The sequence below is a fragment of the Vibrio sp. 9-16B-A1 genome, assembly GCF_056726165.1.
Window position 1 is genome coordinate 58,282 of the sequence record NZ_JBSDZD010000011.1, and the last position, 16,184, is coordinate 74,465.

Annotated in this window: 11 protein-coding genes; 7 read left to right on the plus strand and 4 right to left on the minus strand. The window is 51.1% G+C overall.

What is annotated here, in order from left to right; translation table 11 throughout:
* Positions 1 to 70: 70 nt before the first annotated feature.
* Together ACVB80_RS17220 and ptsG are read right to left on the minus strand one after the other, a co-directional pair.
* Positions 71 to 1,279: a NupC/NupG family nucleoside CNT transporter gene (locus ACVB80_RS17220; RefSeq protein ID WP_481082524.1), complete on the minus strand. Its 1,209-nt coding sequence runs from the start codon at positions 1,277 to 1,279 to the stop codon at positions 71 to 73.
* Between the two features lie 440 nt (positions 1,280 to 1,719).
* Positions 1,720 to 3,162, minus strand: a complete 1,443-nt coding sequence (gene ptsG, locus ACVB80_RS17225; RefSeq protein WP_481082525.1) for a glucose-specific PTS transporter subunit IIBC — start codon at positions 3,160 to 3,162, stop codon at positions 1,720 to 1,722.
* Between the two features lie 266 nt (positions 3,163 to 3,428).
* On the opposite strand from ptsG, the gene ACVB80_RS17230 reads away from it, so the two are divergent.
* Genes ACVB80_RS17230 through ACVB80_RS17240 form a run of 3 tightly spaced genes read left to right on the plus strand, consistent with a single transcriptional unit; the run spans position 3,429 to position 6,791 of the window.
* Complete coding sequence (locus tag ACVB80_RS17230) at positions 3,429 to 4,136, plus strand: response regulator (RefSeq protein WP_481082616.1); 708 nt, start codon at positions 3,429 to 3,431, stop codon at positions 4,134 to 4,136.
* Positions 4,126 to 5,562: an ATP-binding protein gene (locus ACVB80_RS17235; RefSeq protein WP_481082526.1), complete on the plus strand. Its 1,437-nt coding sequence runs from the start codon at positions 4,126 to 4,128 to the stop codon at positions 5,560 to 5,562. Before ACVB80_RS17230 ends, ACVB80_RS17235 begins: the two co-directional genes overlap by 11 nt.
* Positions 5,562 to 6,791 (plus strand): ABC transporter substrate-binding protein, encoded by a 1,230-nt coding sequence (locus ACVB80_RS17240; protein WP_481082527.1) that lies wholly within the window; start codon positions 5,562 to 5,564, stop codon positions 6,789 to 6,791. Before ACVB80_RS17235 ends, ACVB80_RS17240 begins: the two co-directional genes overlap by 1 nt.
* Before the next feature lie 946 nt (positions 6,792 to 7,737).
* Here the strand turns inward: ACVB80_RS17240 and ACVB80_RS17245 are convergent.
* Positions 7,738 to 8,088 carry a hypothetical protein gene (locus ACVB80_RS17245; protein ID WP_481082528.1) on the minus strand — a complete coding sequence of 117 codons (351 nt, stop codon included), beginning with the start codon at positions 8,086 to 8,088 and terminating at the stop codon, positions 7,738 to 7,740.
* Positions 8,089 to 8,835: 747 nt separating this feature from the next.
* Here ACVB80_RS17245 and ACVB80_RS17250 point away from each other — a divergent pair.
* The 3 genes from ACVB80_RS17250 (at position 8,836) to glpD (ending at position 12,352) form a co-directional block, all read left to right on the plus strand.
* Positions 8,836 to 10,206: a YjiH family protein gene (locus tag ACVB80_RS17250; RefSeq protein WP_481082529.1), complete on the plus strand. Its 1,371-nt coding sequence runs from the start codon at positions 8,836 to 8,838 to the stop codon at positions 10,204 to 10,206.
* Between the two features lie 36 nt (positions 10,207 to 10,242).
* Complete coding sequence (locus tag ACVB80_RS17255; RefSeq protein WP_481082530.1) at positions 10,243 to 10,716, plus strand: GNAT family N-acetyltransferase; 474 nt, start codon at positions 10,243 to 10,245, stop codon at positions 10,714 to 10,716.
* A gap of 121 nt (positions 10,717 to 10,837) precedes the next feature.
* On the plus strand, positions 10,838 to 12,352 hold the full coding sequence (gene glpD, locus ACVB80_RS17260; RefSeq protein WP_481082531.1) for a glycerol-3-phosphate dehydrogenase: 1,515 nt from the start codon (positions 10,838 to 10,840) through the stop codon (positions 12,350 to 12,352).
* A gap of 6 nt (positions 12,353 to 12,358) precedes the next feature.
* On the opposite strand, the gene ACVB80_RS17265 is transcribed toward glpD, so the two are convergent.
* Complete coding sequence (locus tag ACVB80_RS17265) at positions 12,359 to 14,356, minus strand: sensor histidine kinase (protein WP_481082532.1); 1,998 nt, start codon at positions 14,354 to 14,356, stop codon at positions 12,359 to 12,361.
* 253 nt (positions 14,357 to 14,609) lie between these two features.
* On the opposite strand from ACVB80_RS17265, the gene ACVB80_RS17270 reads away from it, so the two are divergent.
* Complete coding sequence (locus ACVB80_RS17270) at positions 14,610 to 16,127, plus strand: HD domain-containing phosphohydrolase (protein ID WP_481082533.1); 1,518 nt, start codon at positions 14,610 to 14,612, stop codon at positions 16,125 to 16,127.
* The last annotated feature ends 57 nt before the right edge of the window (positions 16,128 to 16,184 follow it).

The following is a 16,184-nucleotide window of genomic DNA, read 5'->3' on the forward strand; positions in this document are numbered from 1 at the left end:
GCCAACTTACCAGGCGCTTGGGTGTAAAAAAGCCCGCAACTGCGGGCTTTCAAACATTCAGGTCAGGCTGTTACAGCATGATAAACAGGCCAGCCAGACAGGCACTCATCAGGTTTGCCAGTGTACCAGCGATAACCGCGCGAATACCCAGGTTTGCAACCTCAGAGCGGCGCTCTGGTGCAATCACACCGATAGAACCCAGCTGAACCGCGATAGAACCGATGTTAGCAAAACCACACAGAGCGAAAGTGATGATCACCTGGCTGTGCTCAGACAGCATGGCTTTGTGCTCAATGAAGTCGATAAAGGCAACAAACTCGTTCATTACCACTTTCTGGCCGATGTAAGAACCCGCCATCAGTACTTCGTCAGCCGGTACACCGATTACCCACGCCAGTGGCGAGAAGATGTAACCGAAGATTGACTGCAGGGTAATACCATGTAAGCCAACCAGTTCTGCCGCGCTTTCAAGGCCAGTGTTCACCATCGCAATCACACTTACGAATGCGATAAGCATAGTACCTACCGCTACAGCGACTTTCATGCCGTTCATCGCACCGCTTGCCAGCGCGTCGATTACGTTGCTCTGGTCACTCTTGTCCAGGTCAATGTTGCTCTGGTTCAGCGGAACATCCTGCTCAGGCACGATAAGTTTCGCCATCATCAGGCTGCCCGGCGCCGCCATAAAGCTCGCTGCAATCAGGTATTTCAGTTCAACACCCAGACCTGCGTAACCACCCAGCACACTGCCGGCAACCGATGCCATACCACCAGCCATAACAGCAAACAGTTCAGAACGGGTCATTTTGGCAAGAAACGGACGAATAAGAAGTGGAGACTCGCCTTGTGACAGGAAGATGTTACCGGTTGCAACCAGGGATTCGGCTTTACTGGTACCCAGGAATTTTTGAATGCCACCACCGATGAACTCGATGACTTTTTGCATGATGCCTAAGTAGTAAAGGGCAGAGATCAGAGCAGAGAAGAAGATGATGATAGGAAGAACACGAACAGCAAAGATAAATCCGGTGCTGGCCAGATCGCCAAACAGGAATCGGATACCTTCATCAGCAAAGCCAAGAATGCTGGAAACGCCACCACTCAGTGCGGCAAGGGCCTGCTGGCCAAGAGGGAAATAAAGAACCAAAGCGGCAAAACCGACCTGAAGCATCAGAGCACGGGAGACGGTTTTCCAGTTGATCGCGCTACGGTTTTCAGACAGTGCGAATGCACAACCAATAAGAACGACGATACCAAAAAGACTTAATAAGATACCCATTACCAGCGTCCCTCCATTGCATGACCAAATCGGGTCGAACACTGGGAAGTCGCGGGTGCTGAATCAACACTCCAACTCGAAGAAAGGAATCGGATCACAAACATTTTTTCACCTTTACAAGCAGATAAATCTAGCTGGTCCTGTCCGCAGGGTCATTCACTGTTCCATGTGACGGCTTGTATTGGCTAAGCTTCGGCTTAAAACCGAGCGTGAAGTATAGCGGCGAAAATTTGAAGTGCATCACATATTTTTGACGCAAACGGTTCCGCGGTCAGTAATTGAACATCCTGCTCTCAATTTGCGCAAACCGAACTGCGTTTTTAACAGAAATTTGTGATCCACTGCGTTGCATTTCGTCTGGATTTCAGAACAAAAAAACCGGCTCACTATTACAGGAGCCGGCCGGAGCGCTTACCCTACAGGGGGGAGGTAAGTCTTATTCAGGAGAGTGCGAGCACATCGTGAATTTCGGTTTTAATGTTGTCTGACTGGGTACCAAATATGGCCTGCAGACTGTCTCCAATCACCAGTACATCGTGCGCACCCAGTTGTTTTAATCTTTCGATATCTACGTAACTGATGTCTTTTACCGTTACCCGCAGACGGGTAATACAGGCATCAACACTCTTGATATTGCCCTTGCCACCAAGGGCTGCCACCACACCCACGGCCACATCATCAAGCTTGCCTGCCAGTTCCACCTTCACAGGGTCACTCTCACGTCCCGGAGTTTTCAGATCCATTTTCACGATCAGGGTCCGGAACAGCACGTAGTAAAGCGTTGCCCACAGTGGACCGATGATGAAGAACAACCAGGCGTTAGTCGACATTGGATAGTAGAGGAAGAACTGGATTGCGCCGTGGGCAAAGTCCGTACTGTGTTTGATGTCCAGGAACGCGGTCAGTGCGAAAGCAATACCGGTCAGGAAAATATGGATCACGTACAGGATCGGTGCCACAAACAGGAACGTAAACTCAATCGGTTCGGTGATGCCGGTCAGCCATGAAGTCAGGGCTGCTGAAGCCATCAGACCGCCGACAACTTTTTTGCGCTCTGGCGATGCGCAGTGATAAATAGCCAGCGCCGCTGCAGGCAAAGCCCACATAGAGTACATAAAGCCACCGGACAAATAACCCGCTGTCTTGTCCCCGGCGAAAAAACGACTCAGTTCACCGGTGATCTCTTTACCTGTATCCGGATGAATGTAGCTGCCTACCTCAAAGAAGAATGGTGCATTCCAGATATGGTGCAGGCCGACCGGCAGAAGCGAACGCTCCCCCGCGCCGTAAACCGCCCAGGCCATCACAGGGTTCTGATACGCTGCCCAGTGGGAGAACACGTCCAGCGCCTGTCCGACCGGTGGCCAGATAAAGGCCATAAAGGCACCAACCAAAATGGCACTCAAACCGGTAATAATGGGGACAAAACGTTTGCCGGCAAAGAATCCCAGATATTCAGGCAGACGGATATTGTAGAAACGGTTATACATCAGCGCTGCCACTGCACCCATAATGATACCGCCAAATACCCCGGTCTGAAGCGTTGCCACACCCATAATGGTGGCGTCAGTTTCCAGCCCGCGCAGTCCTGTGACGATACCCAGTGCCGCATTCATGATGATAAGGCCAACCAGGCCCGCCAGTGCTGCTGCGCCGTCATTGCCCTTAGACAGGCCCAGCGCCACACCCACAGCAAACATCAGCTGCATATTGCCAAATACGCCGTCACCCGCGGCCAACATCACTTTACTCAATGCGTCCGGAATAAAAGCGAAACCGGCGTTACCAATACCCAGCATCAAACCCGCAACCGGCAGCACTGCCACCGGCAGCATCAGCGAGCGCCCTATTTTTTGTAACTGTCCAAATGCGTTACCTAACATGTATCCCTCCTGGTTGGAGAATGGTGCGGCACTGTCACCGCAAAATGGTCATGGCGGAGAGTCCGCCGCCTGTGTTGATTTTCCAATCCCCTTCAATCTATCCAATCCGGACCGGGGCAAGGTTACAAATGGCAACCGGTTTGTAAGTGTTCTCTTACAAAATTCCTGTTATGTAAGCCATGAATTACGAGAAGGATGACAGTTTTATAAACCACACTGTGGCATGATCATTTCAGCATCAAAAAACCGGGTACTCTCCAATGGACATGGAACGAAAACAGATACTTGTAGTGGATGACAATCTGGAGTTGCGTGAAGCGCTGACCGATTACCTAGGCCGTTCTGGTTTTGACGTACTGGGCGCCGAAAACGGCCAGGCAATGTGGCGGATACTCGACCGCAATGACCCGGACCTTATCGTGCTCGATATCATGATGCCCGGTGATGATGGCTTTACCCTTTGCCAGAAACTGCGCCGCTTCAGTGATATTCCCATCATCATGCTTACCGCCGTCAGCGAAGAAGCCGACCGGGTGGCCGGGCTTGAAATGGGCGCAGATGACTACATCACCAAGTCTTTCAGCCCGCGTGAGTTGCTGGCGCGGATCAAAACCATATTAAGGCGCAGCCAAAACAGTGCCACCACCAAGCTGGCGCGCAAGGTGAGCTTTGCAAACTGGCAGCTAGATACTGTCACCCGTCAGCTGACCCATCTTGTCAGTGGTGAAATCAAACAGCTTTCCGGCGCTGATCTCTCCCTGCTGGGTCTGTTTATCAGTCACGCTGAAAGAGTGCTGTCACGGGATGACATTGCCCGCGAAATCTGGGGACGGGATGCCGATCCGATGGAACGCGGAATTGATGTTCAGATAAGCCGCCTGCGCCATCATCTGGAAGACAAGCACCGCTCCCTGATCCTTACGGTGCGAAACAAAGGCTATATGCTGACTTCAGGTGTGCAGTATGAGCATTAGCCCCCCCCGTTCCCTTGCCGCCCGTGCCAGCCTGTTTCTGCTGACGGTGATCGTCATCGCCCAGCTGTTTTCCAGTGCTATCTGGTATCAGCGCACCAGTGAAAAAGAGACTCAGGGGCTGCTCAATACGGTCAACAGTCTGGCCCTCAGTGCCTCTTCTACCATCTCTTTTTTTCAGTCTCTTCCTGCCGAGTACCGCCACCTGGTACTGAATCAGCTGCGCAATATGGGCGGAACGCGCTTTTTTGTGTCGCTCAATACCCATCCGCTCAACGTCACCCCGCTGCCGGACTCTGAGCGCAAGAACATGGTCATTAAACACGTACGCGATGTGCTCGACAAAGAGCTCAGTGGCACGCCTCAGATCCTGCTCGACTTCACCCACAGGGATGATCTGCGGGTATTTAACAACGAGTTGCCAATTGACCAGCTGCCGCTGCTGTGGGCGCACTATTCCCTCTCTTATGGCAACCTCAACCCGCCAATCCTGGTGATGCAAATCGAAGTCGCACCAAAACAATGGTTCTACCTGGCCGCAATGCTCCCTGCTCCGTACGTTGAACTGGAAACCCGCTTATTCGATCTTCGTCAGGGCTTTACCCTGCTCTCTTCTGCCCTGCTTTTGCTTATCTGTACCTGGCTGGTGGTCAGCCGTGAAATCCGCCCGATACGCGAGCTCGCCAAAGCGGCAACCCTGATGTCTGCCAAGCTTAAAGTGCCTCAGGTAAAAGAACAGGGCAGCAGCGAGCTGCGGGCTGCTATCCATGCATTCAATAAGATGAACCGGCGGGTAGAGAGCCACATTAAAGACCGCGAGATGCTGTTTGGTGCCATCTCCCACGACCTGAAAACGCCCATCGCCTGCCTTAAACTGCGGGCTGAAATGCTCGATGATGAGCAGGACAGACAACGTTTCGGCCGCATTGCCGCGGATCTCGATATCATGGTTAAAGGCGCACTGCAATGCATCCGGGAAACCGATGTGCATGAGGATATCGAGTCGCTCGATATTGATGCCCTGATTACCCTGGCGATTAACGGCGTCAGCCATCAGCCAGATCAAATCCGCTATCTGCCGGAGGTGTGTCCTCCGTTTGCCGGCAAGCCGCTGGCCCTGAAACGCTGCCTGCAAAATCTGATCGATAACGGGCTTAAATACGGAGATAAAGTCGATATCAGCGTTGAAAACAGCCCGGACTTTATCCGGGTCAGCATTCAGGACTATGGGCCAGGTGTCGATGAAGCGCTGCTGGAGCGGATCTGTGAGCCCTATTTCCGCGCCAATCCGGAAGGGAAGCAGGAGGGCAGTGGCCTTGGCCTGACCATAACCCAGAGCATCATCAACGCTCACGGTGGCTCACTCAGCCTGAGTCACGCAAGAACCGGCGGGCTGTGTGCCACAATTTCAATTCCGAGGGACGAGTAATGCAACGTATTCTGGCTTTAACTCTCAGCCTGGTTTCATTTGGCTCAAACGCTGCGGTTGAGTTTCACCACTGGTGGACATCTAAAGGTGAACGCGCTGCGCTGGAAGTGATGTATGAGCACCTGCAAAGTAACGGCATCAGCATCAAAAACTCTCCTGTGACCGGAGGTGGCGGAGACAGCGCTACTACCGTACTTCAGGCCCGTGCCCTTGCCGGCAATACTCCCCATTTCGCCCAGACAGAAGGCCCGAGCATCATGGCCTGGGATGCGATTGGTATATTGCAGCCGCTCAATGAAACTGCGCAGCAATACCAGTGGAATGAACAGCTCTATCCCATGGCGATAGAAATCAACCACAGCCTGAATGGCTATGTTGCCCTGCCCCTTACCCTGCACCGGATGAACTGGCTGTGGACCAATCAGGCTCTGCTAAAGCACCTCGGGCTGACCGAACCACAAAACTGGCCAGAGCTTATCCATGCTATGGAAACCGCCCGCGATGCCGGTATCCAGCCATTAGTCGTCGGTGAGCAGCCCTGGCAAATAGCCCAACTGTTTGAAAGCCTCCTTATTGCAAGGCAGGGCGTGAGTTTCTATCAAAGCGCCATGGTCCGGCTTGAACCTGAAGCTATCAACTCTCCGCAAATGCACGCTGCACTGGAAGAGTTTCGTCATCTGAGTGACATCGTCAGTTCGCCGCTGAATGACCCGAACTGGGACGCCGCCACCGCCGAACTGGCGGCCGGGAACGCCCTGTTCCAGATTGGCGGAGACTGGATTCTCGGTGAACTGAACGCACTTGGTCAGAGTGTGCCGCAACAAATCGGCTGCACTCCGGTACCGGGTACTCAGGACGTTTTTCTCTACAATATGGACAGCTTTATTTTCTTCTACCGGCCTGATTTTCAAAAGGAAGAGCTGAACAAGCTTGCCGGGCTACTGGCAGACCCGGACTTTCAGCGCCGCTTTAACCTGACCAAAGGCTCAGTCCCGGTCCGCAAAGACATCCCCATGGATGAGTTCAGCGTCTGCCAGCAACGTGCCAAACAGGACTTCCTCACCGCGCAGAAAAACCAGCTGGCAGTGCCGAGCATGACGGACTCCATGGCGGTTAATCCTATTGCCCAGCATGCGATTAATAATGAGTTGTTCCGGTTTTTCAGAGAGAAGAAGATTACGAGCCAGGAAGTGACGGACCGGATTCGGTCTATTGCGGCGAGTAATTAAGGGTGACTGTAACCTTGCCCCGGAATCTCTGCTGGATGAAACTCAGGTCAGAGCCCCCGGCTGACCACACTCTCCGGGTCATCCTGAACGGGCTCCACAAAAACAACCGGGCGCACAGAAGGTTAAGCGCGATTCAGGATCTTCTGTCGGCAAAGGAAATAGTTACCTCGCGGCAGCGACTTTCCATAGTTCCTGCAAGCACTGTGATTGGCTTCCGCTTTAATTATTCGACACGCTGAAAGCAGATCCTGAATCAAGTTCAGGATGACCCGGAGGGAGCTGTAGCAAAGCCAACTGTCAATCGGTCAGCAAAATAGCTGTCAGAATGCATGCATGTTGCTGCCAGCCACCATCATAGTCATCCTGAACGCGCTCCCGGAAACATGCCTATACTCAATAGGTTAGGCGCGGTTCAGGATCTTCTGCCCGCAAGGGAAGCGGTTACCTCACGGCAGCGACTCTTCATGATTTCTGCTAGTTCTGTGATTGGCTAACGCTTTAATTATTCAACACGCTGTGATCAGATCCTGAATCAAGTTCAGGATGACCCGGTGGGGACTGTAGCAAAGCTAACTGTCAATCGGTCAGCGAAATGGCTGTCAGAATGCATGCATGTTGCTGCCAGCCACCATCATAGTCATCCTGAACGCGCTCCCGGAAACCTACCCCACACTCAATAGGTTAAGCGCGATTCAGGATCTTCTGTCCGCAAGGGAAGCGTTACCTCGCGGCAGCGACTCTTCATGATTTCTGCCAGTTCTGTGATTGGCTGGCGCTTTAGTTATTCAGAACGCTGAAAGCAGATCCTGAATCAAGTTCAGGATGATCCGGTGGGGGCTAGTAACACGCCACAAATAGATTTATTGCACCACACTAAGTCCATACGCAAACTTCCACCCACAAAAAAGGGCAACATCCGTCACCCTCTTTCATTCAAACCATCAAATCATCGGCGCTTCGGCTGCTTATAAGTCTTACCCGCAGCCTGGTAAGTGTCTTTGGCCTTGATTTCGAACATGGTATAGAAGAACCAGGAAACAAAGATCATCACATCTTCTCCTTCGTTCATCACATGCTCGACGAACTCCTGCTCTTCACCGTTTTCATTGGTGTCGTTTGTTACGTGGTAAATGCGCTGCTCGCCGTCCACTTCTGCCAGTGCGAACTGGCCAGCCAGTGACAGAGCAGCTTCGGCTACATCTGCGTCTTCAGATTGCTTTAACAGCTCCAGAGCTTCTGGCAGGGTTGCTTTCGTGCTGAGCTCTGTAACCAGTTGTTCAAATTGTGCTTGTTCCATCAGGATTCTCCAAATCAGAATGGCCGCTATTCTAATACCAATCATGGCAATTCGCTATGATGAATAAAGCAGGGAAGTGAAGAGAGAATAAATATCCAACAAAGTGCAGATAAAAGAAAACCCTGCTAAAGCCTTGGCAGGGTTAATAGTCGTTTATAGCTTATTCGTGCTATTTAGATGTATCTTATCTGTCCTTACGATACCACCTTTCCATGGCGTCAATCCTTTCGCGCCTTCCTAAGCGGTGTCCTTCATCTTCCTGATCCCGGGAGCTTTCCTGCTGCCGGACTCTCATCCTGAGAGTATCTTTGCCTTATTTCCTGACGTCCTGTGTATCATACTCCCAAAAACGGTCCAGAATGCATACATCTAAAAAATAGCTTTATACCGAACCTATAACCCCGCAGTTAAGTGCTTTAAAAACAACAAGATAGAAAACCAAGCTTGCCACAAACTGCATAAACTTCCACGGATTCTTACACAAACAATGGCAAATCTCTCACACAGTGTGACCGGATAGCCGGAAATCTCTTCCCTGCTGCGCTAACATAAACCCTACAAATGACCATAATTCAATCAGATAAAGTGTATAAATGCTGAATAAATAGCTTTTTTTATTGAATAGTCTTTCATGGACAGGGAAAAACAGGTATTCTCTGCCCAACATGAATAATAAAGCACTAAAAAGTGCATAAAAATTTTTTGCTGACCGGTCTGGTACCGCGAACTAATGAAGAGATAGTCACAATGGATACGTCCACACAATCTGTAAACAACCCTAAGCCGAAAAGCGCTTTCTGGACATTTTTGATCCCATCGCTTATCGGCGTTTTTCTTTTTATGGCACCAGTCAGTTATGACGGTAACATTACCATTCCGGTTGCTATCCTCGCATCCATGTTTAAGAGCGTACTGGCTGACAGCCTTGTTCAGATCGTGACTGTGATTATCGCGTTTATGTCTGTAGCTACTGTTGCCGTAAAGCTGTTCCGACCGGCGTTTATCAACAACAGTGCCTTCCTGTCTGGCCTGTTTAATCCCTCTCCGCTCTGGTTTGCGGTGCGCCTGATCGGCGGCATCGCCGTTGTTATGACCTTCTTCCAGGTTGGTCCGGAAGCCGTTTGGGAAGAAAATACCGGCGGTCTGGTACTGGAAGGCCTGCTGCCTACCCTGTTTGCTGTGTTCATTTTCGCAGGCCTGCTGCTGCCACTGCTGCTTAATTTTGGTCTGCTGGAACTGATGGGCACCCTGCTGAGCAAAGTCATGCGCCCTCTGTTTAACCTGCCAGGCCGCAGTGCTATCGACTGTATGGCTTCATGGCTGGGTGACGGCAGTGTGGGTATCCTGCTGACCAGCAAGCAATACGAAGACAAGTTTTACACCCAGCGCGAAGCGGCGGTAGTTGGTACCACTTTCTCTGCGGTATCCATTACCTTCAGCCTGGTGGTTATCGCTCAGGTAAACCTGGAACACATGTTCCTGCCTTTCTACGGCGCTATCTGTCTTGCTGGCCTGACTGCTGCGGTTATCATTCCGCGTCTGCCACCACTGAGCCGCAAAAAAGACCTCTACATTGACGGTACTGCGCCGGAGAAAGGTGCAAATGAAATCCCGGCGGGTCACAGCCACTTCTCATGGGGTATGGACCTGGCCATCAAACGCGCAGAACAGGTGAAATCACCAAAAGCAATCCTGTCTGAAGGCGTGAAGAACGCAGTGGATATGGTATTTGGCGTACTGCCTGTCGTGATGGCACTGGGTACTATCGCTCTGGTCGTTGCGGAATACACCCCGGTCTTTGCTTTCCTTGGTAAGCCATTTATCCCGTTCCTGGAACTGCTGCAGATCCCGGAAGCAGCCAAGGCATCAGAGACCATCGTAGTTGGTTTTGCGGATATGTTTATCCCGGCGATTCTGGCCGCTTCAATCGACAGTGAACTGACCCGCTTCGTTATCGCTGCAATGTCAGTAACTCAGCTGATCTACATGTCAGAAGTCGGTGCCCTGCTGCTGGGCAGCAAAATCCCGGTAAATATCTTCGAACTGTTCGCGGTATTCATCCTGAGGACCCTGATCACATTACCGGTAATCGCCGGTGTCGCCCACCTGATTTTCTGATTTTATAACCGCGCCTCCCGGCGCGGTTTTTCTTTTATGGCTTATAATTACATCATCCTGTTCATCAGCCATAACAATAAAATCATGCTCATAGAAACAACCTACCATCCCCGCAGAGAAGCCATTGATGCCATTTTTAAGGGCCTGTCTGAGTTTAATCAGGGACATTTTACGGATCTGACCGAAAAGCCCCTTGCTCTGCTGGTCATCCCCTCAAAGGGCGAAGTTAAGGGCGGGCTCATCGCCAGACTCCACTATGACACCATGCATATCCAGAGACTTTGGATAGATGAATCCCTGCGTGGCAAAGGACTGGGGTCCCGGCTGCTGACGATGGCAGAAAAAGAAGCACGGAAACAGGGGATACGTCGACTCTACCTCGATACCTATACGTTCCAGGCTCCGGATTTCTATCTGCGGCACGGCTTTATCGAAACCGGTCGTTACCGTGATTTTCCACTGAGCGGAACCGATAAAGTATTCCTGCAGAAAACACTCAAACAATCATAAGCTTACTTTCGAACGTTAATCAAACAACCAATAAGTTAACCAAAGGTTAAATTAACGCTCGATTTCGCTCACTGAAATGTTTATATTATGTTCATTCGAACATTTCAGGGATAAAGCGAAAATGTCTGAGCAATTTGACTACGATCTGATCATCATCGGCGGTGGCATCAACGGAACTGCAATTGCGGCGGATGCCAGTGGGCGCGGCCTTAAAACCGGCCTGTTTGAAATGAACGATCTCGCCAGCGCCACCTCGTCCGCCAGCAGCAAACTGATCCATGGTGGGCTGCGCTATCTTGAACACCACGAGTTCCGGCTTGTGTCTGAAGCGCTGGCTGAGCGCGAAGTGCTGCTTAATAACGCACCTCACCTTGTATCGCCACTCAGGTTCGTGCTCCCGCACCGCCCTCACCTGCGCCCGGCGTGGCTTATCCGCCTTGGACTGTTTCTCTACGATCACCTCGGAAAACGGGTTACCCTGCCCGGCAGTCACGGCGTCAGGTTTGATGACGGCAGCCCATTTAAGCCGGAAATCCGGCGCGGTTTTGAATACTCCGACTGCTTTGTAGATGATGCCAGGCTGGTTGTGAGTTACGCAATGGCCGCCCGTGAGCGCGGCGCTGAGATTCACACCAGAACCAAATGCCTTTCTGCCAAGCCCATTTCAGAAAGTGAGCAGAGTGGCTGGCGAGTCAGGCTGCAAACTGACAATGGTGACGTTGTCACAAAGACCTGCCGGGTGCTGGTAAACGCGGCAGGCCCCTGGATTAACCGGATTTACCAGCACCAGTTGCAACAGCCTGCGCCCAAATCTGTGCGCATGGTCAAAGGCAGCCATATTGTGGTGCCCCGTCTCTATTCACACCAGTATGCCTGCATCCTGCAAAACGCAGACAAACGGATTGTGTTTGTTATCCCCTACCAGAACGACTTCTCGCTAATCGGTACTACAGATGTGGATTATCACGGCGATCCGGCTAAGGTCACCATTGATAGAGAAGAAACCGAATATCTGTGCGACGTGGTCAACCAGCATTTACGCAGCCAAATCAGCCCCGCTGATGTTGTTCACAGGTGGTCCGGGATCCGGCCGCTGATCTCAGATGATGCAAACAGCGCCCAGGAAGTTACCCGTGATTACAGCCTGGCGCTGCATCAGGTTGAACAATCTCACCTGCTGTCGATATTTGGCGGAAAGATCACCACCAGCCGTAAACTCGGCGAAGCAGCAGCGGATAAGCTCAAATCGCTCTTCCCTCATATGGGGCAGGCCTGGACCAGCAACACCCCACTGCCCGGTGGCGATATGTCTGACCGTGATACACTGGCAGAGCGCCTCTCCCTCCTCGCCCCATGGCTTTCACCGGAAATCATCCGCCGCTGGCTCGGCGCCTACGGCACGCGGAGCGAACTTATCCCTGGCATGCAAAACAGCGCTCAGGACCCTGGCCTTCATTTTGGTCACGGATTATATCAGGCTGAAGTGGACTATCTTGTTAAGTACGAATGGGCACAGACAGCAGAAGATGTGTTGTGGCGACGAACCCGCCTGGGGCTGAGATTTACCAAAGAGCAAACCGCTGCACTGGCGCGTTACCTGGCAGAGCGCCACCAGGCAACGCAAAAGGCAGGATAACTTCGCTTACTCCTTATCGTCTTCTTTTTTCAGCTCGAGGGGCACAGTAATGGTAAACAGTGCACCCTCACCAGGCTCAGATTCACACTCGATCCGCCCCTGTAAAAGCTGGGTCACAAGGTTATAAATAATGTTCGCACCAAGCCCACTGCCACCGCGGCCACGCTTGGTGGTAGTGAACGGCTCAAAAATCTTAGCCTGGAGGCTCTTATCGATACCTTTACCGGTATCGGAATACCTGATCACCATCATGCCGTCATCTGTCGTAATATCAAAACGGATGATCCGGTCACCATCCCACTCATCAAAACCATGACGAATCGAGTTGGTAATAAGATTGGTGTACACCTGAATGTAGCCACTCGGGTAGCTGTCAATCACGATGTCATCCGGACAGTTAATCTCATAACTGGCACGGCCAACTTTCAGTTCGTGTGACAGGGAGATCAGCACTTTTTGCAGGTTATCCTTCACGTTAAATGAATACACCTCCTGACTGGTCTGATCGACGGCCACCTGTTTAAAGCTCGAAACCAGCTGCTCGGCACGGGACAGGTTGGAGGTCAGGATGTCGGTAGACTCGTTCAGTGAAGACAGGGTTTGGGCAAACTGAGTTTTGGACAGCTTGCCGGTATCAAATCCGGTTTGCAGCACTCTCAGTTTCTCTTCTATGTAACTCGTCGCCGTCACACTGATACCAAGAGGCGTATTGATCTCATGCGCCACACCACCGACCAGACCACCAAGAGATGCCATCTTCTCAGCTTCAATCAGCGATACCTGAGTTTTCTCCAGGGTAGACAGAGTATCAGACAGATCGGCATTAGCCTGCTCAAGAGACAGAGTACGCTCTTTCACTTTTTGTTCCAGTTGCTGGTTAAGAGCGATCAGTGCATTTTCTGTGTTGGTCAGTTCAGTAACATCGACACCAAAACAGATAACCCGGTGCAGCTCTTCGTTACGGATAAGCCGCCACTGAAGAAAACGCTCTTCACCGGCGTGGTCACGCATATTCAGCACCAGCTCAAACTCAGGAATATTCTTCAGCAGTTCCATCCTGCTCTGCTGATCGACGTCTTCATCAACAAAAAACTCAAACCAGCTCTTACCAAGCAACTCTGATTCCGGCGTATCAAGAATGCGCTCAACTTCCCGGTTGGCAAGCTGAATCACAAAGTCATCGTTAAGCGAACAGATAAGCGAAGGAGAGGACTGGATGATCACTGCGGTAAAATCACGTTCATACGCCAGTTGAGCATTCATCTTACGGCGTTTTTCCAGCTGGGTGACGATATTTTCATGCAGCGCATTAATGGACTCGACCAGCACATCTATCTCATCGAGCTGAGCCTTACGGTTAAGCTCCAGCCGGTTATGCAGCTCAGACTCACCAAGACCGCTGTCCTGAAAGAACCGGGAGATCCGGTTAATATGGCGGGTCATCACCTGATGGACGATATACAGCACACAAAACGAAACCAGCAGGTTGATCAGTAACTGGGTCTGAAGCAGCAGCCAGGCTTTCTTGACTATCTTGTCGTACAGCGCGGTATAGGAGGCTTCGATAACCAGCACGCCGATCTTCTCATCGGAATGATTAAGGTCAACTTTCTTGGTTAACTCATGCTTCTCACTGCTGAGGCCGGTTTCAACCGAAAGGCTCAGCTCGCCGTTGTGATAGGAGTACACACCCACGTATTCCACACTGGGCAGATTCTTGATCCCACTGGCCTGAATACTGAGCTGCTCTTCATCCAGGTTCCACAGGCTGTTGGCGATAGAAGAAGTTACCGATGTATCAATCCGTTGCAGAGAAGACTGCAGCTCCTCTTTTTCTTCTTTGAGTTCCCACACCAGCTGAATACTGGCGATGGCAAGCGCCAGCAGGGTTCCACACAACAAGGTATAGAAAAACAGCCGGACCGCAATGCTGCGCTGACGCTCGATAACCGGGATGTGGTCGCCGTTGTTGTCATTGTGCTGACTGACGTTATTCGTATCCATTGCCATCCTTCTTCTTTAAGAGCCAATGAAAAAAGTCCCCATTTCCAGATACAGTATAGACACAGGCTTCAGACTTGCTTGAATATGCAAGATTTTTTCTGATCAAGATGGAATTTTTTAAATCCGGTTTTGCCGAACTAATCAAAAAATCAGTAACGCCTGTGCCATGCAGCAAAATCTTGACTACAATCATTACATAATCAAAAACTAATGCGCTATTTGACGTATTTCCAGCAGGGCTACGAGGTGAGTGATGGGAAATGACGACCAATTTCTGTTCTCAGATGCTGAAGACGAAATTGTGGTTGAAGAGCAGGAGAAGTGGAACATCCTGATCGTCGATGATGATCTGGATATCCACCGGGTTACTCAGTTTGTACTGAACGACTTCAGCTATTTAGGGAAAAGCCTCAATTTTCTGAATGCTTATTCGGCCACTGAAGCTAAGCAGATTTTCCAGGAAAACGATGACATCGCGGTAGTATTCCTTGATGTTGTGATGGAAACCAACCACGCGGGGCTCGACTTTGTCGACTGGCTGCGGGTGGAATTTGGCAATACCACCAGCCGTATCATCCTGCGCACCGGCCAGCCTGGTGATGCGCCGGAATCAGAAGTGATCAAGAAATACGAGATCAACGACTACAAAAACAAGACCGAACTCACCGCTACCAAACTCAATACCACCCTGTGCGCAGCCCTTCGCTCGTACCGCGATATCATGGTGATTGAGAACACCAAAAAAGGCCTTAACACCATTATCAATTCATCCGCCTCGATTCTGGTGGAAGGTGATGGTACACACTGGCTGGATGGCATTCTTTCCCAGTTGAGCGCACTGCTCCAGCTTGGTGAAGTACACGCATTTAACTTTGCCGCCCAGGAGGTGGAAGGCAAATGGCAGGTCGTAGCTTCATCAAAAGGCGGCGAAGCGCTGATCGGTAAAAACCTTGGCGAGTTTATCTCCTGCTCTGTAGAAGATGTGACCAACACCACTGAGCGATATATCCAGGCAGGTCCGGAAGAGTTTCTTATCCCGGTGAAGGTCAATAAGAGCGTTGGCCTGCTGGTTGTGCACTGCCCGGAAAGCCGGCTGAAAGAGAACATTGCCATTCTGGATCTCTTTATCCGTAATATCACCATCGCCTACGAAAAAGTGATCCTGCTGAATGAAGTGCGCGATACCCAGAAAGAGATCGCCTATCGACTTGGCGAGGTTGTGGAAACCCGCTCCAAAGAATCTGGCAGCCATGTTAAACGTGTCGCCGAAATCTCTATGTTCCTGGCGCGTAAATATGGTCTGTCTGAAGAGATGGCATCAAAAATCAAACTGGCTTCGCCGCTTCACGACATCGGGAAAATTGCAATTCCCGATGCGGTGCTGAATAAGCCTGGCAAGCTTGACCCGGATGAGTGGGAAACCATGATGACCCACGCAAGTATTGGTGCAGAAATCCTCAGAGGTTCTAACCTGGAAATCCTGAACATCGCGGCCAACATTGCAGCCTACCACCACGAGAAATGGGACGGTAATGGCTACCCTACCCGCTTGTCCGGTGAGGATATTCCTATCGAAGCACGCATCACGGCCGTCGCGGATGTATTCGACGCCCTGGCCTCACGGCGCTGCTACAAAGAACCCTGGCCGTCAGACAAAGTGTATGACCTGTTCAAAGAAGAACGCGGACGCCACTTTGATCCTAAGCTGGTCGATATATTCCTTGAGCACTACGACGCACTGCAGGGAATACGAAGTTCATTCCCGGATTAAGAAAAAGCAGGTATGGGATAAAGACGCGGTCAGGGACCGCGTCTTTTTTTGTTTCTT

Coding starts and splice junctions, on each gene's coding strand:
- ACVB80_RS17220 (WP_481082524.1), bottom strand. CDS start 1,279: ATGGGTATCTTATTAAGTCTTTTTGGTATCGTCGTTCTTATTGGTTGT.
- ptsG (WP_481082525.1), bottom strand. CDS start 3,162: ATGTTAGGTAACGCATTTGGACAGTTACAAAAAATAGGGCGCTCGCTG.
- ACVB80_RS17230 (WP_481082616.1), top strand. CDS start 3,429: ATGGAACGAAAACAGATACTTGTAGTGGATGACAATCTGGAGTTGCGT.
- ACVB80_RS17235 (WP_481082526.1), top strand. CDS start 4,126: ATGAGCATTAGCCCCCCCCGTTCCCTTGCCGCCCGTGCCAGCCTGTTT.
- ACVB80_RS17240 (WP_481082527.1), top strand. CDS start 5,562: ATGCAACGTATTCTGGCTTTAACTCTCAGCCTGGTTTCATTTGGCTCA.
- ACVB80_RS17245 (WP_481082528.1), bottom strand. CDS start 8,088: ATGGAACAAGCACAATTTGAACAACTGGTTACAGAGCTCAGCACGAAA.
- ACVB80_RS17250 (WP_481082529.1), top strand. CDS start 8,836: ATGGATACGTCCACACAATCTGTAAACAACCCTAAGCCGAAAAGCGCT.
- ACVB80_RS17255 (WP_481082530.1), top strand. CDS start 10,243: ATGGCTTATAATTACATCATCCTGTTCATCAGCCATAACAATAAAATC.
- glpD (WP_481082531.1), top strand. CDS start 10,838: ATGTCTGAGCAATTTGACTACGATCTGATCATCATCGGCGGTGGCATC.
- ACVB80_RS17265 (WP_481082532.1), bottom strand. CDS start 14,356: ATGGATACGAATAACGTCAGTCAGCACAATGACAACAACGGCGACCAC.
- ACVB80_RS17270 (WP_481082533.1), top strand. CDS start 14,610: ATGGGAAATGACGACCAATTTCTGTTCTCAGATGCTGAAGACGAAATT.